Source organism: Nonlabens ulvanivorans (assembly GCF_032922765.1).
Classification (GTDB): Bacteria; Bacteroidota; Bacteroidia; order Flavobacteriales; family Flavobacteriaceae; genus Nonlabens; species Nonlabens ulvanivorans.
Genome location: NZ_CP136694.1, coordinates 596,037 through 614,983, shown reverse-complemented (window position 1 = coordinate 614,983; position 18,947 = coordinate 596,037). Strand labels below are relative to the sequence as shown.

19 protein-coding genes are annotated in these 18,947 nt (G+C 34.1%); 10 read left to right on the top strand and 9 right to left on the bottom strand.

What is annotated here, in order from left to right:
• Positions 1 to 24: 24 nt before the first annotated feature.
• From R1T42_RS02805 to R1T42_RS02790, 4 genes are all read right to left on the bottom strand, one after another.
• Positions 25 to 1,344, bottom strand: coding sequence for a hypothetical protein (locus R1T42_RS02805; RefSeq protein ID WP_317291215.1), 1,320 nt, complete (start codon positions 1,342 to 1,344; stop codon positions 25 to 27).
• A 322-nt stretch (positions 1,345 to 1,666) separates the two neighbouring features.
• Positions 1,667 to 4,348 (bottom strand): DNA gyrase/topoisomerase IV subunit A, encoded by a 2,682-nt coding sequence (locus R1T42_RS02800; protein ID WP_317291214.1) that lies wholly within the window; start codon positions 4,346 to 4,348, stop codon positions 1,667 to 1,669.
• 28 nt (positions 4,349 to 4,376) lie between these two features.
• On the bottom strand, positions 4,377 to 4,598 hold the full coding sequence (locus tag R1T42_RS02795) for a hypothetical protein (RefSeq protein ID WP_317291213.1): 222 nt from the start codon (positions 4,596 to 4,598) through the stop codon (positions 4,377 to 4,379).
• A 30-nt stretch (positions 4,599 to 4,628) separates the two neighbouring features.
• On the bottom strand, positions 4,629 to 6,491 hold the full coding sequence (locus tag R1T42_RS02790) for a DNA topoisomerase IV subunit B (RefSeq protein WP_036580788.1): 1,863 nt from the start codon (positions 6,489 to 6,491) through the stop codon (positions 4,629 to 4,631).
• A 171-nt stretch (positions 6,492 to 6,662) separates the two neighbouring features.
• On the opposite strand from R1T42_RS02790, the gene R1T42_RS02785 reads away from it, so the two are divergent.
• Genes R1T42_RS02785 through R1T42_RS02765 form a run of 5 tightly spaced genes read left to right on the top strand, consistent with a single transcriptional unit; the run spans position 6,663 to position 11,039 of the window.
• Positions 6,663 to 7,193: a phosphoglycerate mutase family protein gene (locus tag R1T42_RS02785; protein ID WP_317291212.1), complete on the top strand. Its 531-nt coding sequence runs from the start codon at positions 6,663 to 6,665 to the stop codon at positions 7,191 to 7,193.
• Positions 7,194 to 7,240: 47 nt separating this feature from the next.
• Complete coding sequence (locus R1T42_RS02780; RefSeq protein WP_317291211.1) at positions 7,241 to 8,143, top strand: ABC transporter ATP-binding protein; 903 nt, start codon at positions 7,241 to 7,243, stop codon at positions 8,141 to 8,143.
• A 10-nt stretch (positions 8,144 to 8,153) separates the two neighbouring features.
• Positions 8,154 to 10,364, top strand: coding sequence for a redoxin domain-containing protein (locus tag R1T42_RS02775; RefSeq protein ID WP_317291210.1), 2,211 nt, complete (start codon positions 8,154 to 8,156; stop codon positions 10,362 to 10,364).
• Complete coding sequence (locus R1T42_RS02770; protein ID WP_317291209.1) at positions 10,365 to 10,598, top strand: VF530 family protein; 234 nt, start codon at positions 10,365 to 10,367, stop codon at positions 10,596 to 10,598.
• Positions 10,599 to 10,601: 3 nt separating this feature from the next.
• A complete protein-coding gene (locus R1T42_RS02765; RefSeq protein ID WP_317291208.1) occupies positions 10,602 to 11,039 on the top strand; it encodes a hypothetical protein in 438 nt (145 codons plus the stop codon).
• A 107-nt stretch (positions 11,040 to 11,146) separates the two neighbouring features.
• On the opposite strand, the gene ychF is transcribed toward R1T42_RS02765, so the two are convergent.
• From ychF to R1T42_RS02740, 5 genes are all read right to left on the bottom strand, one after another.
• Positions 11,147 to 12,241 carry a redox-regulated ATPase YchF gene (gene ychF, locus R1T42_RS02760; RefSeq protein WP_036580798.1) on the bottom strand — a complete coding sequence of 365 codons (1,095 nt, stop codon included), beginning with the start codon at positions 12,239 to 12,241 and terminating at the stop codon, positions 11,147 to 11,149.
• Positions 12,242 to 12,422: 181 nt separating this feature from the next.
• Positions 12,423 to 13,076: a DUF4252 domain-containing protein gene (locus R1T42_RS02755; protein WP_317291207.1), complete on the bottom strand. Its 654-nt coding sequence runs from the start codon at positions 13,074 to 13,076 to the stop codon at positions 12,423 to 12,425.
• A 76-nt stretch (positions 13,077 to 13,152) separates the two neighbouring features.
• Positions 13,153 to 13,677: a DUF4252 domain-containing protein gene (locus tag R1T42_RS02750; protein WP_036580804.1), complete on the bottom strand. Its 525-nt coding sequence runs from the start codon at positions 13,675 to 13,677 to the stop codon at positions 13,153 to 13,155.
• Between the two features lie 31 nt (positions 13,678 to 13,708).
• The gene (locus tag R1T42_RS02745; RefSeq protein ID WP_317291206.1) at positions 13,709 to 14,173 is read right to left on the bottom strand and encodes a hypothetical protein; all 465 of its coding nucleotides are present in this window, start codon (positions 14,171 to 14,173) and stop codon (positions 13,709 to 13,711) included.
• Positions 14,170 to 14,679 (bottom strand): RNA polymerase sigma factor, encoded by a 510-nt coding sequence (locus tag R1T42_RS02740; RefSeq protein ID WP_042248801.1) that lies wholly within the window; start codon positions 14,677 to 14,679, stop codon positions 14,170 to 14,172. The genes R1T42_RS02745 and R1T42_RS02740 overlap by 4 nt, the downstream gene beginning before the upstream one ends.
• Positions 14,680 to 14,896: 217 nt before the next feature.
• Here R1T42_RS02740 and R1T42_RS02735 point away from each other — a divergent pair, with 217 nt between their 5' ends.
• Genes R1T42_RS02735 through R1T42_RS02715 form a run of 5 tightly spaced genes read left to right on the top strand, consistent with a single transcriptional unit; the run spans position 14,897 to position 18,933 of the window.
• On the top strand, positions 14,897 to 15,460 hold the full coding sequence (locus R1T42_RS02735) for a hypothetical protein (protein WP_317291205.1): 564 nt from the start codon (positions 14,897 to 14,899) through the stop codon (positions 15,458 to 15,460).
• A gap of 51 nt (positions 15,461 to 15,511) precedes the next feature.
• Positions 15,512 to 16,960, top strand: coding sequence for a S41 family peptidase (locus R1T42_RS02730; protein WP_317291204.1), 1,449 nt, complete (start codon positions 15,512 to 15,514; stop codon positions 16,958 to 16,960).
• A 2-nt stretch (positions 16,961 to 16,962) separates the two neighbouring features.
• Positions 16,963 to 17,529, top strand: coding sequence for an RDD family protein (locus R1T42_RS02725; protein ID WP_317291203.1), 567 nt, complete (start codon positions 16,963 to 16,965; stop codon positions 17,527 to 17,529).
• 42 nt (positions 17,530 to 17,571) lie between these two features.
• Positions 17,572 to 18,132, top strand: coding sequence for a TetR/AcrR family transcriptional regulator (locus R1T42_RS02720; protein WP_317291202.1), 561 nt, complete (start codon positions 17,572 to 17,574; stop codon positions 18,130 to 18,132).
• A gap of 54 nt (positions 18,133 to 18,186) precedes the next feature.
• Positions 18,187 to 18,933 carry an SDR family NAD(P)-dependent oxidoreductase gene (locus R1T42_RS02715; protein ID WP_006797005.1) on the top strand — a complete coding sequence of 249 codons (747 nt, stop codon included), beginning with the start codon at positions 18,187 to 18,189 and terminating at the stop codon, positions 18,931 to 18,933.
• Positions 18,934 to 18,947: the final 14 nt, after the last annotated feature.

The window sequence follows — 18,947 nt, the reverse complement described above, 5'->3', positions numbered from 1 at the left end:
TTCGCGAAAGCGATATGAATACTTCTAATCGTTACTTAAAGCATCTAGTTTTTTTTCTAATGCATCAATACGCTCCAGTGATTGTTCTAATTTTTGGATTCTTATTTCTTGAGTTTTTAATTTAGAATGCAGTTCTGTTATATAAAGAAATTGTTCTTCTAATTTTTCTAAGTTTTTCAGTGCTGTCTCTGTAACATTTACTGTCATGCCTTGAGCTTGAATATCCTCAATAGACTTCACTCCTATTAAATGTCCATTAGCCTTAACGAAAGCTTCTGCTTCATCAATAGTAGGAAATGTATAAGTTTTACTCAATTCTGATTTGCCCTCATAGTAGATATCAAATACATAATCTGCATAAGTAGAACTAGAAGCGGTAGCAAAAAATTGACGGGCTCTTACCGTAGCTTGCTCTGCACTTATTTCTTTAATATCATTTGAAATCATTAATTGATTATCTTTATTTACATTGGCATTTACCCCAAAAGCGATAGATCTATCAAAATTAGATTCTACTTTAGCATTTACCCCAATCGAAATAGATTCACTTGTTTTAGTAATAGCTCCTTTACCTATACTAATTGCGCCATTTCTATTAGCTTCGGATAAATAACCGATTGATATTGCTTCAGTTGCCTGACTTTTAGCAGACCTTCCTATTGAAATACCGTCAGTAGTAGCTCTTGAATCACCAGACCCTATAATTGTTGCATTATCTCCATAGGCCGTTATTCCATTCCCTAAAACAACCGTCTCTTTAAATCCTGTCGCATTAACATCAGAATTCTGACCAATTATTATATTTTCTCGACCACCAGATATATTCTCACCTGCTTTTTCACCTATTAAAATATTACCTTCAGATGGTAATATTTCCAATTGTCCCTTTGCAGACATTCTAAACAATTGTTTATTATCAACTCTAAAATCCAATTCTGTAGTATCAGTTGTGCCGATGAAATGTGTTCCTGTTGTTAAATTATTATTCCCCTCGACTTGCCATCCTGATGTATTTATATTACCATTAGAACTATTAAAAGGAATCCAATCATTTAAATTATTATCCCAGAAGTAGAAACCTTGTCCATACAAACTATTTGTACCTGTTATATTTCTCGTAACATCATTATTTAAATAAACAAGCATAGAATGTTGTTCTAAGCCAGGGTTTACAGAAGAGAAATTACTTATTCGTGGTATTAAAACACCTGTTTCGACAGAAGGGGAACTAGGTATATCAGCTACAATGTCAAGATTTGCATTTGGATTTGCAGTATTAACCCCTACTTGAGCGAAACTCACATAAGGAACGACTAAAAAAAATATTTTAAATAAGGTTTTCATTAAATGAAATTTAATTTTAAGCAAAACTACCACCTTCGTTATAGTTTAATCAAAAAAAATAAAATAAAATAAAAAGAATGCGATAAAGCGTCAATTAATTAAGGTAAACTACTCACGTGTATAGTTTTATATTTTAATATCCATTTGTATATAATATTTATTCTTCAGAAATCCCTATAATGATAACTATCGCTATATCAATCATATGCCCTTCTACAGCAAATCCCCTAAATTCAGTAAGTATTCCCATAGTTTTTTTAATTGTGATATAAAAATAAAAATCCTGCTTTCGCGAAAGCAGGATTATATAAATATTTAACTTTTAAAAGAGGCTAGCCTGTCCACTATCATCGATATCCGGATCTGGCGCATTATCATCTTTAGTTTCTTTATTAGGTTTTGCTGCTGCATTAGCATTTGAAGGTTCAGTAGTAGACACTACCGTTTCGTCATTAACTTCAACATCAACCGCTGGAGTGGTTTCTGGCTCTTCAAACGGTAATGGATCTAACCAGTTAATTTGTTTCACTTTACTTTTAGTAAGCTGGTTCCCTTGTGCACCTATTCCTTTAACCGCTATAAACTCGTCGATATCGACAGGTTCATTAGGTGGTTGTTCTTTACCTCTTGGTTTATTAAACACTAGCTCAGCAACAGGCTTATAGTCTGTAGAAATAACTTCAAGATAAGAGCCTTCAACATCTGGCAGGAATGTTTCTTCTCTTTCCTCATTTTCAACTAAGAATCTCTTAACGTAAAATAATTCTTTTTCCCCATGAAAATATATAGCGCTTATCGGTTTTTTAGGAGACCACTTCTCTAAAGCTATCATATCGTCATCAAAACGAGCTGTTACCTCAGGAATTATAGTTTTAACTAATCCTTTTTGATTGATAATTAACAATCGATCTTCTCCTCTGAATTCACCTAAAAGCTCACCTCTTCCATCAACATTTAAACGTTGTACCGTATCATCAAACCAAATTTTACGTGGTTTCAAGGTACTTACACCTTCTTCTTTAAGTTCTACTTTCTTAATGTTATACTTAGTCACTTGATTACCTCTGGATGCTCTACCTTTAATTAGAATCTCAGAGAAATCTAAATCCCATTTTACTTTCTTAATACTTCCTTGCTGGCGCAGATTTATACTTACAACCTCAGCCTCTCCATTAGGGTTTGCACTAAAATAATGTACCTGAGATCCTTTATCTGCTTTACCCATAGGATATGCCTTATCTCTGGTCATACTGGTTACGGCAAACCTCTTTACATAACTAGGTCCTGTTTTACCATCTCGATAAATCACATTATATATGGTACGATTATCTTTTTTCTTAAAGACAGCAACATGAATAATATCCTTGCCAATAAAGGTTTTAGCATCTACTTTAGTCACCATCATCGTTCCATCTTTAGTAAATACTATGATATCATCAATGTCTGCACAATCGGTAACATACTCGTCTCTTTTTAATGAAGTACCTATAAAGCCTTCGGCTCTATTTACGTAGAGCTTAGTGTTTCTCATCACTACCTTTGTAGCTACGATATCGTCAAAGGTCTTGATCTCTGTTTTACGCTCTCTTCCTTCTCCATAATTCTTTTTGAGAGATTTAAAGTAATCAATCGCATATTCAATAAGATGCTCTAGGTGATGCTTTAACTGTGCAATACGTTCTTCAAGGGCATCTATTTTTTGCTGTGCTTTATCAATATCAAATTTTGAAATACGTTTAATACGAATCTCTGTTAATCTCGTGATATCATCTACAGTAATAGCTCTTTTTAAATGACCTATGTGCGGTTTTAATCCTTTATCAATCGCAGTGATAACTCCATCCCATGTTTCCTCTTCCTCAATATCGCGATAAATTCTATTCTCAATAAAAATGCGCTCTAATGATGCAAAGTGCCACTGCTCTTCTACTTCATCAAGTTGTATTTCTAACTCTTGTTTTAATAAATCAACAGTATGATCTGCACTGCGACGCAACATCTCTGTAACACCTACAAATAATGGTTTATTATCTTCTATCACACAACCTAGTGGAGAGATACTGGACTCACAATTTGTAAAAGCAAATAAGGCGTCCATCGTTTTATCTGGAGAAATTCCAGCATGAAGATGTATCATAATTTCAACATCTGCTGCCGTATTATCTTCTATCTTTTTAATTTTGATTTTACCTTTATCATTGGCTTTCAAAATCGAGTCGATTAAAGAGCTTGTATTTGTTGAATACGGTATTTCAGTGATGATTATCGTATTCTTATCTGGTGCGTGCATTTTTGCGCGCACACGCACTTTACCACCACGCAAACCGTCATTATAGTTAGAGATATCGATTTCTCCACCAGTCGGAAAATCCGGATATATAGTAAATCTTTTACCTTGTAAATGCTTTATAGAAGCATCTATTAACTCAATAAAATTGTGTGGTAACACTTTAGTACTTAGTCCTACTGCGATTCCTTCAGCTCCTTGTGCGAGTAGTAACGGGAATTTTACCGGTAGGTTAACAGGTTCTTTACGACGGCCATCATAACTAGATTGCCATTCTGTAATCTTAGGATTGAAAAGAATTTCTAGCGCAAACTTTGACAATCTTGCTTCTATATAACGAGAAGCTGCTGCAGGATCGCCTGTAAAGATGTTTCCCCAGTTTCCTTGCATGTCGATGAGCATGTCTTTTTGCCCTATTTGTACCATGGCATCGCTTATACTAGCATCTCCATGTGGATGATATTGCATGGCATGACCTACAATGTTTGCTACCTTATTATAACGTCCATCATCTAGATCTTTCATAGACTGCATGATACGTCTTTGAACAGGTTTAAAACCATCTTCAATCGCTGGTACCGCACGTTCCAATATTACATAACTCGCATAATCTAAGAACCATTCCTTGTACATTCCCGTAATACGAGTTATACTTTCAATAGGCTCCAGTATTTCACCATCATTTGTGGACTCTAATTCTTCGTTTTCTTCACTCATTTGTTAGTTAACGGTTATCGGTTAACGGTTATTTATTTAAAAAATCACTATCCTTAGCAAATACTGCCTTGAAAATCAATAAAATAGCCGCGGCAATCCAAAACATTGTCCCTAAAGCCAAAATATTTGATCCACCTATAGCCATTCCGAACAATGGAAATTCCCAATGTAAAATTTTAATAAACGCACCTAATGTATTAGCAATAATCCCTAATGCTGCAATAATTATAATGTATTTATATTTTATCATCATGTTAAATCAAGCTTTCACGAAAGCGTACTACACAGTATCCTCTTCAATTATATCGAGCTCTACCTTTAAATTATCAATGATAAATTCTTGACGATCAGGTGTATTTTTACCCATGTAGAATCTTAGTAAATCTTCAATACTCATATTATCATCTAGCATTAAAGGATCTAGACGCATGTCCTCACCTATAAAGTGCTTAAACTCATCAGGACTGATCTCACCTAGTCCTTTAAATCGGGTGATTTCTGGATTTTTTCCTAAGTCTGCTAGAGCAGCTGCACGTTCTTCTGGTGTGTAACAATATCTAGTTTCTTTCTTATTACGTACTCTAAAAAGAGGCGTTTGTAAAATATAAATATGTCCTTTCTTTATCAATTCTGGAAAGAATTGTAAAAAGAATGTGATAAGTAGTAATCTAATGTGCATTCCATCAACATCTGCATCAGTGGCGATTACGATTTTATTATATCGCAAATCTTCCATACTGTCTTCAATATTGAGAGCCGCCTGTAACAAGTTAAATTCTTCGTTCTCATAAACAATCTTTTTAGACATGTTATAAGAATTAAGTGGTTTACCACGCAAGGAAAAAACGGCTTGTGTATTAACGTTACGAGATTTTGTAATCGATCCACTAGCCGAATCACCTTCGGTAATAAATAAGGTACTATCTAGATTATTTTCTTTCTTACTGTCCGTTAAATGAACACGACAATCTCGTAACTTTTTATTGTGTAGACTTGCTTTTTTAGCACGGTCTTTTGCTAGTTTTCTTATTCCAGAGAGCTCTTTACGTTCACGTTCCGCTTGAACTATTTTGCGTTGTAAAGCCTCTGCAACATCGCTATGTTTATGAAGGTAATTATCTAGTTTAGTTTTTAAAAAATCATTTATAAATGTGCGTACGGTAGGTAAATCACCACCCATATCTGTAGATCCTAGCTTAGTCTTAGTCTGTGATTCAAAGACAGGCTCCATAACTTTTATCGCAATAGCGCTGACTATAGATTTACGTATATCGCTGGCCTCATAGTTCTTACCATAAAACTCTCTTACCGTTTTCACAAGAGCTTCTCTAAACGCGGCTAGATGCGTTCCTCCTTGTGTTGTATTTTGACCATTTACAAAAGAGTGATATTCTTCACTATACTGCGTTCTACTATGAGTAATTGCTACTTCAATATCTTCACTCCTTAAGTGAATTATAGGATATAAACGATCAGTGTCTAAAATATTTTCACTCAGTAAATCTTTTAAACCATTTTCAGAAAAGAATTTTTCACCATTAAACATAATGGTTAATCCAGGATTGAGGTACACATAGTTTTTCAACATACGCGCTACGTACTCTGGTCGGAATTTAAAATTCTTGAAAATCTCGCCATCGGGCACAAAGGTCATTTTAGTTCCTTTGCGTCGCGATGTCTCTTCTAACATCTCTTGATCATTCAACTCACCACGAGAAAACTCGGCACTGGCGCTTTTCCCATCTCTAGTAGATTCTACACGAAAATAGCTCGATAGCGCATTTACAGCCTTAGTACCTACTCCATTTAACCCTACAGACTTTTTAAACGCACGACTATCATATTTACCACCAGTATTCATTTTAGAAACAACATCTACTACTTTACCCAGTGGTATACCACGACCATAGTCACGTACAGTCACACGTTCACCTTGTATAGAGACCTCAATGGTTTTACCAGATCCCATTACAAATTCATCAATAGAGTTGTCGATGACTTCTTTAACTAAAATATAAATTCCATCATCTGCACTGGATCCATCGCCCAGTTTCCCGATATACATTCCAGGACGCATTCTGATGTGTTCTTTCCAGTCCAGTGAGCGGATGTTATCCTCTGTATATTGCGTGTTTTCAGCCATAAATTAATTCTGCAGTCTTTCCCGAAATATAAGTATATCTGTTTGAATTTCGCTTTCGCGAAAGCGAAATTAATTAACATCATTTTTAATTCAATTGTGGATAAATATCAACAGCTATCTAGACACCATAAAAGTCTAAAAAGCAGTAGTTTTAAGCTTTATTAAAAAATCATGAAAAAGTTATTATTACTACTCACTTTCTTAAGCCTATTGTCTTGTAACACAGGCCCTAAACAAGGTGAACCAGTTGACAATCAAGGAATCACTACTTTCTATTTTATAAGACATGCAGAAAAACGCACTGATCAAGGTAGCGATCCTGAACTTACTGAGGAAGGAAAAAAACGTGCTGATGCATGGGTAAATTACTTTTTCCTTAAAAATGTAGACAACATCATAAGCTCTGATTACAAACGTACCAAAGCGACCGCTGCACCACTTGCTGCCGCACACGATATGGAGGTGGAAATCTATGATGTGCGCACGGTTAAGGCACTAGATTTACTAGAAAAGTATAGAGGTAAAACGGTTGCTCTTTTTGGACATAGTAATACGATTAATGAGTATACTAACCAGCTTCAAAATGATAGCATTTATAACGCATTAGATGATAACGATTACGACTCTTATTTCTATGTGCGCGTTAGCGGATCGGGTAAGTCCAGTGGTGTTAAGGAATCTATGGATTTTATGGAGGATTGATTTTAAAAATAAACCGAAAAGTAAAAATTTAAGTTCTTCTATAATTTATGATTTATTCCATTCAGACCAAAGATCTCAATTTCTTCTACGGAAAAAAAAGCCATATTCTTAAAGATCTAAATATAAATGTACCGCAAGGTTCTATTTATGGTTTTCTAGGTCCTAATGGTGCTGGAAAATCCACAACAATGCAAATTCTCACTGATATTTTATCAGATTATAATGGCTCCATAAATGTTTTTGAAAGACCTTTAAAGGAACAAACACCTGAGGTGTTCAATCGCATAGGTGCACTTGTTGAGTCTCCAGCGTTGTATTTGCATTTAACTGGTTATGATAATCTTAAATACATCTGCACACTTAAAGATATAGACGAGACGGTAATTCCGGAGGTTTTAGAAATCATAGGATTGGAAAACAAAGGTAGTCTTAAGGTGAAGAAATACTCTTTAGGTATGAAACAGCGTCTTGCAATAGGTATGGCATTACTAGGTAATCCTGAGATTCTTTTTCTTGATGAGCCAGTTAATGGTCTTGATCCTGTGGGAATTACTGAAGTACGTGAATTACTCGTTAAACTCAATCAAGATAGAGGAACAACTATTTTCATTTCTAGTCATTTATTAAGCGAAATTGAAAAAATGTGCACTCATGTTGGGATTATTAACCATGGTATACTACAGTTTGAAGGAACTATAAATGATTTGAAAAACCTACAACAAAAACATCAAGTTACGCTTACAACCACTGCTAGCAAAAAAGCAGTAGAAGTATTAACTCAAAATTACTATGAATTTAAAGTTCTTAAAGATGAGAAAATTGAAGTTTTACTAAAGGATAAAGAAGAGATACCTAAAATGGTAAGTTATTTAACGAGTCAAGAAATCCCGATATATGAAATTCGTAGTGAAGATGGATTAGAAAATTGGTTTTTATCACTTACTCAATAGATTCAAAAGAATGATAAGTACGTTAACTAAAACTCTTAAAGCTGAGGTTATTAAAATTAAACGGTCAAATATATTGACGCTAGGAACTATACTGGGCATATTACTTCCTATAGCATTTATAACAGCAAATCTATTTGAAGGAGAATATGCGATGAAACCTGTTAATAACGGCATCTTATATTTTAATTCATTATTTACAAGCTTGCTTGAGGCATTTACAGGTTTCTTTCTACCGCTACTCATTATTATTACCGCTAGTAAAATAGCCCAGCTAGATCATAAAAATAAAGGCTGGCAATTAATGGAGACTCAACCCATTTCTAAGTTTGCGATTTTCTTTTCTAAGTACCTTATATTGGTTTACAATGTCCTAAAGTCCATTATTCTTTATGCTATTGCCATAATTGTATTCGGCTGGGTATACTCTATATTTTATAATATACATGAAAATTACTCCATGCATATTGATATTGAATTTATTATTTATGCCTCTTTTAGGGTTTTCATTTCAACATTAGCCGTCATTGCATTACAATATGTGATTTCTGTTATAATTTCAAATTTCATATGGTCTCTAGTATTAGGGTTTGCTATGCTATTAGGTCAGTTGTTGCTAGATGATGCAGGTATATCTTTAAGGTGGTTTCCATATAATTCATTACTGGTAAGTGGCGCTAACCCAAGTGGCGGACAGATAGGTGATTTTATACTTAAAGCAGAATGGTTGAGTATTGTTTACTCTATTGTATTCTTATTTATAGGTTTTAATTGGTATCGTTATAAAGGTTTTTTTTATGCATTTTTAAAAAAGCCAAAACGTTTCATAATTAGTATTTCTGTTCTCATTATAGCAATTTCTCTTTCTCACTTTTTAATTAGAACCGTCACCACTGAGTCTTTTGAAAAAACAGTAGTAAAAGGAAAGTTGAACACCGATAAATCCATTTCTTCGGTATTAATGATAGAACCTATTACTGAAGATACTATAGCTCAAATTCCAGTAACAGATAATACATTCCGAATGGAATATGAAAATGAACTACCTGCCAATTATTACTACTTTATTTTTGGGAATTATCATAGAGACAAAATATTTATGAGTTCTAATGATAGTATTCGGCTTATTTACAAACAATACGGAAATAACAGCGGCAATGTCTATGTTACTGGTACTCGCATAACTGAAAACCAACAAGTTTATTATAATGGTGACTGGAGTTATGTAGGAACTATGTTAGACAGGAACACCAGGCTTGATGAACCTGAGTTTTATATAAAGCAAATCATAAGAGACTATAAGAATGACCTAAGTAAACTAAGCAGCAAAATAAGTGTGGACCATATTGTAGCTAGAGATGATTTTTTAAACATTTCAAAACAATTAATTGCTGTACGCTATGCAAATTATTGGAACAGTTATTTAAAGAAAAAGGAGCTCTATCATCCTGATGTTGTGATTGCAAAAAACAACCAAATAGAAGACCTACTTAGCTACATCGATTTAAATAATGAAAGCTTACTCAACAACAATATTTTTATTGATTATATCACAAAGGAGCTTATAAAACATAAAAAAGATTCAATTTCAAATAGACTTGATTTGATAGCCGATAAAGAAAATTCCAACTTCAAGGATAAATGGCTCTTTGCATCTTTAATTGCCGAATTAGAGGCAGAAACAAGTAATGAAAAACGTGACTCAATTTACAACTTATATAAATCTGAGATTTCAAATGAAAGATTTGTTGAACTGGCAAACTTTAAAAGACAACAATTCAATAAATTGAACATAGGGCAACCTGCCATTGACTTTGCGAGTTATAATGCGAGTGGTAAAAACTATAACCTATCTGATTTCAAAGGGAAGTTTATCATGTTAGACACTTGGGCAAGCTGGTGTGGACCTTGTAAATATCAAGAACCATTTTATGTGCGTAAATACCAGAAATACAAAGAGCAAAACATCATCTTTGCAAGTGTCAATGTAGACATAAAAGAAAGTAGCTGGTCTGAAGATCTTGTAGAAATGAATTCTGACATCTTACAAATAAGAGCGAAAAACATAGATAGTTTTATGGATTCTTACTGTATCAACAGCATACCTAGATTCATTCTAATTGCTCCAGATGGCACGATAGCAAATTCTGAATTTACTTTCCCTAGTAATAAGAACTTTGACGTTTTACTAGATGCTGCCCTGGAAAAAAACTATGATTTATAAATGAGCAAACAACCTAACAATCCGTTACACGGTATTAAACTGGCTCAAATCGTTGAAGATCTCGTTGAGAAATTTGGCTGGGATGAGCTGGGCGACCGTATAAGAATCAACTCTTTTAATACTGATCCTACTATAAAGTCAAGTTTAAAATTCTTAAGGCGTACCCTATGGGCTCGTGATAAAGTGGAAGCACTTTGGGTAGAGACCTGCGCTCCTGTAGATGAAGAAGAATAATCGATGCAACCACAGTATATTTTCTTAATCATATGGCTAATTGCAGCTATTTTGATCTGTACAAAATTTGTAATTGACGGTAGAAAAGCGCTAAAACATTTTCCTAAACTGGATAATTGCAATTTTATCTATCAAGAAGATGGTGCTTCTGGCTATTCAACAAAATCTTTTATTACAAAATATGGCGGTGCAAATAAAGCTTTAAGAATAAGAGTTACTGATGAAGAATTATGGATTACTACAAACACCTTTATGGCAAGTATTGCAGACAGGTTTGACTTACTTCATAGAATACCAATACAAAACTTGAAGTCAGTAACGAGAAATCGTATGAAAATCCAAATTCAATTTGATCATAATGGAATTTCTAAAAGTATTATCCTGTTAAGTAAAAATCCCGAGAAGTTACTTCAATTATTAATTGCCAAAATGAGTATTTAAGAGATAAACTAATGAATCATCTAAAGCAATAAAAAACCGAATCTACATAAAGTAGATTCGGTTTTTTTATCAATTATATTTCGAGTTAAACCTCTATATTTAACTTTTTAAACATTAAACAAGAAGTGCATTACATCACCATCTTGCACGATGTAATCCTTACCTTCTATCTTAAGCTTTCCTGCTTCTTTTACTTTTGCTTCCGACCCATATTCTACAAAGGTGTCATACTTGATTACCTCTGCACGTATAAATCCTTTTTCAAAGTCTGTGTGGATGACACCAGCAGCCTGTGGTCCTGTTGCTCCTATTTTTACGGTCCATGCTCTCACTTCTTTTACTCCAGCCGTAAAATAAGTTTGCTGATTCAGTAATTTATAAGCACTACGTATCAACTTTGCACTTCCTGCTTCTTCTAGACCTATATCGGCTAGAAACATCTCGCGTTCTTCATAATCGTCTAGTTCAGCAATATCTGCTTCTGTTCCTACAGCTAGAACGAGTACTTCAGCATTTTCATCTTTTACCATTTCACGTACCTGATCAACATATGCATTACCTGTCACTGCAGATGCGTCATCAACATTACATAAATACAATACAGGCTTATCTGTGATAAACTGTAATGGCTTGATAAACTCATCATGAATAGCTTCATCAAATTCTATCGTACGTACAGATTTACCAGCTTCTAAAGCATCTTTAACTTTCATTAAAGCCTCTTCTTCTTTTTGAGCTTCTTTATTACCTGTGCGAGCTGCGCGCTTTACTTTTTCTAGTTTTTTATCTACTGTTTCTAGATCTTTTAACTGCAACTCTATATCGATAGTTTCTTTATCACTTATAGGGTTTATTTTACCATCTACGTGTATAATATTATCATTATCAAAACAACGTAAAACGTGAATAATAGCATCTGTCTCACGTATATTACCTAAAAACTGATTCCCTAATCCTTCTCCTTTACTTGCTCCTTTAACTAGTCCAGCGATATCCACAATCTCTACAGTTGCTGGAATCACACGTTCTGGATTAACTAGCTCTTCTAACTTTTTTAATCTAGGATCCGGTACATTTACCACACCTACATTAGGTTCTATGGTACAGAACGGAAAGTTTGCACTTTGCGCTTTGGCGTTAGACAGACAGTTAAAAAGGGTAGATTTTCCCACGTTAGGTAATCCTACTATTCCTGCTTTCATGTGTTGTAATGTTTGTTGTTATTGCGCTTTTGCGAAAGCGAGATAAACCATCATCACTATCTTAAAAGGCGTGCAAATATAAACCGATTCTTGCAATTTGTTATATTTAAAAATATTCACTTTTAAACACAAAAAAACCGCCATAGAAACTATAGCGGTTTTTAAACAAATTTACTTTCTCTTACTCTTTACTATTCATGTCGATATGCAAATTAGTAGTATCCATACCTTTTGAAGCCATAATCTTTTTAACGGCTTCTTCATCGATTTCTCCTTCTTCATTTAAATCTACACCTATGTCTTTAAGAATATTATTGATACCTGTCTGGTCTAGATTTACATCCTTCATTTCTTCCATCATTTTCATAATAGAACCCAGTTTCATATCATCACCTAATACTCTAGCGACACCTAATCCCATTTCTGGAGAAGAACCGTAAATAATCATTTCATCAATACTCTCACTAGAACCGTCATATAAAAAACGCATATTGACACCATCAGACTTGTGAGTCATTAAAGTTTTAAAATCATCGCTTTTTAAAATCGCATTAAGTTGTGTATTTTCTTTTTCAAAAGCGGCTGTATTTTGCTTATCAATTGGATAATAAAGTAAATTTACCTTATCGATTGAATTATAAGCCTCTTGTGATTTATCACTCATTTGAGAAACATCTAATCCTAGTATACTTTTAGGGATGGTTGTTGTGATAAAGCCTTGCTTTTCCTGACTATCCACAAAGTATTGTTGTAGACTTGGGTCAGAACTACATGAGGTAAGAAACAGGATTAAGGTAATTCCTAGTGCTAGGACTCGTATAATAAGATTATTCATAATGGTATGTTTTAATGGTTTTAAAATTAAGCCAGATACTGGTCAACTATCTGGCTTATCAGGTATAGATAAATGATTAGTTTGTAGCGTCTTCTATTTGCTTCTGACCTGGAACATTCATCATTTTAGTAAGCTTTGAAATCTGGTTTAAGTCAATATCACCAGATATAATAAGAAATACGGTGTCTTTATCATCATTATCACCAGAGCCATTAATCAACATGACTAGATCACGTACTTTTTTATCATTACTACCTTTGCGCATGTGAAAAGAGAACATCTGTCCATCTTCTTTAACATGCATTAATTTCACAAGGTTATTATTTGCGATATACTTTTGAGCAAATGAATTTAAGGTTGCAGCACTAGTAGGGTTATCTGTAGCATAAATGCGTAATTCCTTAAGATTATCAATAATTTTTTTAATCTCGTTGAATTCTTTATCATCACTATCGATATCTACTCCTGCAATTAATGCAAACATCTCATCGGTCACAACAGTCTCTGATGTGTTTTTAAGATTATCTAGTGCGCTGAAGTTTTGTGCCATTGCTATACCACTGGTAAGCAAGAAAGCTGTTATGTAAATTAAATTTTTCATGTTTTTTATTTTAAGAGATTCTTGATTTTAATTATTTAGTTTTAAAGACTTTCTCTGTCTTATTATTAATTTCACTTAGTGGTTTTAAATTTTTACGTCCATTATTAAACTTAGTAGACACCAACTGTAAAGCTTCTACCGTTGCGTGATACGCCTCTTTAGGATCTTCATAGGTTCCCAAATCCGTGTTAGTTTCAGTCGTTCCTATGTAATTAGAACCTACAGCTATCAACGCAGCAAATCCTGCGGCAATACCTAATCCTTTAAGCACTCTGATTTTTGAGTGATCTTTAGGTTTTTCTTCTGGTGCAAGTTTTGCAAAAGCATCAAAATCTATTTCCTCTTTCATCACGCTTTCTTCTTCAAAGGCGTTAAAGATGCTGCGGTAGACCTCATGTTCTGGAGCTACAGCCTCACTATTAAAGTAAGCTATGAGCTTTTGCTCTTCTTCCAGACTGGATTGTCCTTCCCAATATTTATGTAATAGTTCGTTCATGCGATGTCTATTTGATACTGTTCTTCAATTTTTTCTTTGAGCATTTTACGGGCTCGACTTAAAGTGACTCTTACTGCGGTGGCTTTCATATCTAATATGCGCTCTATGGCTTCAAAGTCATATTGCTGTATATCTCGCAGTTGCAGCACCACTTTATACTGCTCTGGTAAGGTATTAATCACATTCTGTACCATTGTGACTTTTGCCTTGCGTTCCATCTCTTCTTGAGCATTGCGATGGTCATCTTCATAATTGCTATGTACAATTCTTAAATGCCCAGCCTGTTTACTCTTCAAGCGATCTAGAGAAAAGTTTTTTACCATTTGCATGGCATATGCCTCTTTATTTTTCACCTCTTCTAGAGTGTCTCTTTTCTCCCATAACTTTGCCATTACTTCTTGCACAGCGTCTGCTGCCTCTTCATGCGAGGTAAGCAAGCGTTTTGATAAAAAGTACATTTTGTGTTGTACTTCTTTAAAAACAGCTATGAATTTTTGTTGGTTCATTGTGTTGGTTATACTACCATGACGAGCATGTTCTTTTATTGTTACAAGATCCTTTATTTTTTTTCAAATATCATCCTTTAATAAAGATTCAATGGGTATTATGGGTTCGCTTTCGCGAAAGCGAATCCTGAAAAATCAAACTAAATAAAAGAATAATACGTTATGTAAGTGTGATAACTGCTCGTTATCTTTGAGTTCTAAATCCGAAAATGTTTTCATGAAAAATATTATTCTTTTCGCATTTTTTTTACTGTGTAGTATTTCGTTAAAAGCGCAGTATCAAGAAGGCATCATTATCTTTAATAATAACACTAGTAAGGCTGGTTTCATTAAAACACGAGCAAATGACAGTGTGAAATTTAAAGAAAATGAAGAAGATGAAACCGTAGTCTATGACCATAAGCACATCATAGGTTTTGATATTGATGGATTAAAATACAGGTATGTAAGGACTAATCGTACTGATCCACCATCACTTTATCTAGAGATTGAAAGTGGAAAAATCATGTTATACGGGTTATACATGCAAGGCGGCACTTCTAGTATAGGTTTTGGACCTGGTACTAACTTACAACCTGTTTATGTAGATCAAGAGCCGTACACAATATACTTTATGGTCATAGACGATCGTTTTGTGAGAATAGGGACTAAACTTAAAAAGAGACATCTTAAAATGTTGAAAGACTGTCCAGAGCTCGTTTCTAAACTCGAAGATGGAAAAATGAAAAAGAAAAGAATTCCTGAAGCTATAGAATTCTACAATGATAATTGTGGTGACTAGATCATTATCTAGAATACAATTACCTTTAAACCTTAATTATAAGCACTAATAATGATGAAATCTTATAAAAATATAATCCTATTATGCCTTACCGTTTTAATTACCGTAAGTTGTTTTAAGGATAACGACGATAATTTTGCTTCTTCTACTTCAATAAAAAACTTTGTTTACAGAGGTATGAATGCTTTTTATTTATATAAACCAGATGTTCCAGAACTGGCAGACGATCGTTTTGCGACTGTTCCAGAATTAGAAGAGTTTCACAGTATTTATGATACACCAGAGGCCTTTTTTGAATCATTAGTTTTTGATAGATCCCTTACAGACCGATTCAGCGTTATTGTAAGTGACTATATAGCATTAGAACAATTATTTGCTGGTACCACGCTTAATAACGGTATGGAATTCGGTCTGGTAGGTGAAACAGGTAGCGCTTCTAATGTATGGGGTTATGTACGTTATGTTCTACCCAACTCGAGTGCTAGTACACAAGGTGTTGCACGTGGAATGATATTTAATCAAATAGATGGAATTCAATTAACACGTGATAACTTTAGTGTATTGTTAGGACAAGATTCATATACCATAGGACTAGCAGATTTAAATGCTGGTGTTGCTACTAGTAATGGAATGACAATCACCTTAGATAAAACATCCATAACTGAAAATCCTGTTTTCAGAACTGCCATTATAGATCAAGGTTCACAAAAAATAGGATACTTAATGTATAATAGCTTTACGTCAAATTTTGATGAACAATTAAATGATGCATTTGGGACTTTACAATCTGCAGGAGTAACTCATCTGGTATTAGATTTAAGATATAATGGTGGTGGATCTGTAAATACTTCCATCATCTTAGGAAGCCTTATAGCAGGACAACCTACGACAGACGTTTTTTCGACAGAAGAATGGAATCCTGATGTGCAAGAATTTTTTGAAAACAATCAACCAGATCGTTTGACTAATTTCTTTAAAACAACTACTAATGCTGGCACAGCTTTAAATACTCTAGGACTTTCTAAAGTTCATGTCATTACAACTGGTAGCAGCGCTAGTGCTAGTGAGTTAGTTATTGCCGCTTTAGAACCTTATGTAGATGTTATTCAAGTAGGTGATGATACCGCAGGTAAATTTCAAGCAAGTATTACCTTATATGACAGTAGCGATTTTGGTAGATCTGGTGCAAATCCTGCTCATAGATATGCATTACAGCCACTAGTATTAAAAAGTATCAACAGCGCTGGATTTACAGATTACTTTAATGGCCTTGCTCCTGATATAGCATTGCGTGAGGATTTTGAAAACCTAGGAGTTTTAGGTGATATAAATGAACCACTACTAGCGGCATGTCTTCAAGACATTATGGCAAATGGAAGACCTAGTTTTAATAAATCTAGCATCCAATATGACGAGTTAAGCGGCAGTATGGAGCTAAAACCTTTCAGTCAAGAGATGTGGAAAGAAACAGAATTAGGTGATTACCTTATTTCACAATAATATTGGAATCCTTATCTGACCTAGAGATCCTAAACATCATCACCGATGACAAAGATTCTCACAAATTAGCTGACATAAAGCAAGCGCAACTTATTGCAGAAAAGCGAGGTCTTGACATCTATCTATATATTAATGATAGAGACACTTATTTCAGAATTTCTAAAAAAGAAAAAGTAATTGACAACAGAGCATCGATACGATTAAGGCTTATTAACTTTATCGTTGACTTTTTCAGTTTTGTAGTTTTGATTAGTTTAATACATGTTATTCTTTCGAATTTTGGCTCTGATAGTATTAAGTATAATTGGTCCAATTACCAGCGTATTATAGGTTCTATTATACTATTTCTGTATTATTTTATCCAAGAATTCTTTTGGAATAAAACACTAGGTAAAATTGTGACTGGTACCATTGTCGTTTCAGAAAAAGACCAAAAGCCTAGTATTACCGAATTATTAATGAGAACGGCTTGTCGTTTTATTCCTTTAGAAGCCTTCTCTTTTGCTTTTATGAAAGACGGTTTTCACGATATATTTTCTAAGACTAAGGTGATTGAAAATAAAAAATAGACAGACTTGTCTGTTTTTATAAATGTTTTCTATATTTGCATCGTGAAACGATCAGAAATTAAACAGCACATTATTGAAACAGCCTCGCAGCTGTTCTATCGCAATGGATATAATCTTACTGGTATCAATGAGATTATCTCAACTTCTGGCGTGGCAAAAGCCACATTATATAATCATTTCAAATCTAAAGAAGATATTTGTGTAGCTTACCTACAACACAAAAACAATTCATTTATAAAACAAATTGAGGCCTTTTGTTTATCAAAAGAACTTGGTAAAGGTAGAGTCCTTGCTCTTTTTGAATTTTTGGAACTCTTTTTTGAAGATCAGGATTTTAACGGTTGCTGGTGTATCAAAACCGTTGCTGAAATCCCTCGAGATAACAAGATTATTTTAGCCGAGATTCAAACCCAAAAAAGAGATTTCATACGATTTATTGAGCAGCTAATTATTGACAACATTCAAGATATTAACGTTCAAGAAAGTTTTATGATGGCAAAACAAGTGTACCTCTTATATGAAGCAGCAGTTTCAGAAAGTCATTTACATAAGGATGTATGGCCTATCAATTCTTCAAAACAATTATGTAACAAAATTATTTAACCCTTTTTTTAATCTAAAAGAGACAGACTGTTCTGTCTTTATTAAACTTTTATTATGTCAGAATTTAAAAACAAAGTAGCCATCATAATAGGTGGAACCAGTGGAATAGGAAATGCTACTGCTCAAGATTTATTACAACAAGGAGCTCAGGTTCATATTGTAGGTCGTAATACAGATAAAGTAGCAGATGTTCCCAATCTATTCAAACATCAAGTAGACATTACTAACAAATCTGAAGTAGAGAACTTTAGAAACTCGATAAACACATTAGACAACGTGGATTATCTGGTAAATGCTTCTGGTATCTTTGGACCTAAACCATTCTTAGATCATACTATAGCAGATTATGATTCTTATCAAGATTTAAACCGTGGATTCTTTTTTATTACACAAGCCGTTGCAAATAAAATGAAAGAAACTCAAGGTGGATCCATTGTTAATATAGGCGCTATGTGGGCAAAGCAAGCCGTAAAAGCAACACCTTCAAGTGCTTATTCTATGCAAAAAGCTGGTTTACATTCCTTAACACAACATCTTGCGATGGAACTTGCAGATCATAACATACGTGTTAATGCAGTATCACCAGCTGTCGTTCATACACCAGTTTACGATGGCGTTTTCGGTGGATCTGATGAAGCAGCAAAGGCACTTGAAGGTTTCAATGCCTTTCATCCTATAGGTAGAAATGGTACCGCACAAGACGTATCTAATACGATTACATTCTTATTGTCTGATAAAGCATCTTGGGTAACTGGAGCGATTTGGGATACTGATGGTGGTGTACGAGCTGGAAGAAATTAAAATATTCTAAATAC

Excerpts from the sequence above, each read along its gene's own strand:
- R1T42_RS02805 (WP_317291215.1), bottom strand. The coding sequence starts at position 1,344 with ATGAAAACCTTATTTAAAATATTTTTTTTAGTCGTTCCTTATGTGAGT.
- R1T42_RS02800 (WP_317291214.1), bottom strand. The coding sequence starts at position 4,348 with ATGAGTGAAGAAAACGAAGAATTAGAGTCCACAAATGATGGTGAAATA.
- R1T42_RS02795 (WP_317291213.1), bottom strand. The coding sequence starts at position 4,598 with ATGATAAAATATAAATACATTATAATTATTGCAGCATTAGGGATTATT.
- R1T42_RS02790 (WP_036580788.1), bottom strand. The coding sequence starts at position 6,491 with ATGGCTGAAAACACGCAATATACAGAGGATAACATCCGCTCACTGGAC.
- R1T42_RS02785 (WP_317291212.1), top strand. The coding sequence starts at position 6,663 with ATGAAAAAGTTATTATTACTACTCACTTTCTTAAGCCTATTGTCTTGT.
- R1T42_RS02780 (WP_317291211.1), top strand. The coding sequence starts at position 7,241 with ATGATTTATTCCATTCAGACCAAAGATCTCAATTTCTTCTACGGAAAA.
- R1T42_RS02775 (WP_317291210.1), top strand. The coding sequence starts at position 8,154 with ATGATAAGTACGTTAACTAAAACTCTTAAAGCTGAGGTTATTAAAATT.
- R1T42_RS02770 (WP_317291209.1), top strand. The coding sequence starts at position 10,365 with ATGAGCAAACAACCTAACAATCCGTTACACGGTATTAAACTGGCTCAA.
- R1T42_RS02765 (WP_317291208.1), top strand. The coding sequence starts at position 10,602 with ATGCAACCACAGTATATTTTCTTAATCATATGGCTAATTGCAGCTATT.
- ychF (WP_036580798.1), bottom strand. The coding sequence starts at position 12,241 with ATGAAAGCAGGAATAGTAGGATTACCTAACGTGGGAAAATCTACCCTT.
- R1T42_RS02755 (WP_317291207.1), bottom strand. The coding sequence starts at position 13,076 with ATGAATAATCTTATTATACGAGTCCTAGCACTAGGAATTACCTTAATC.
- R1T42_RS02750 (WP_036580804.1), bottom strand. The coding sequence starts at position 13,677 with ATGAAAAATTTAATTTACATAACAGCTTTCTTGCTTACCAGTGGTATA.
- R1T42_RS02745 (WP_317291206.1), bottom strand. The coding sequence starts at position 14,173 with ATGAACGAACTATTACATAAATATTGGGAAGGACAATCCAGTCTGGAA.
- R1T42_RS02740 (WP_042248801.1), bottom strand. The coding sequence starts at position 14,679 with ATGAACCAACAAAAATTCATAGCTGTTTTTAAAGAAGTACAACACAAA.
- R1T42_RS02735 (WP_317291205.1), top strand. The coding sequence starts at position 14,897 with ATGAAAAATATTATTCTTTTCGCATTTTTTTTACTGTGTAGTATTTCG.
- R1T42_RS02730 (WP_317291204.1), top strand. The coding sequence starts at position 15,512 with ATGATGAAATCTTATAAAAATATAATCCTATTATGCCTTACCGTTTTA.
- R1T42_RS02715 (WP_006797005.1), top strand. The coding sequence starts at position 18,187 with ATGTCAGAATTTAAAAACAAAGTAGCCATCATAATAGGTGGAACCAGT.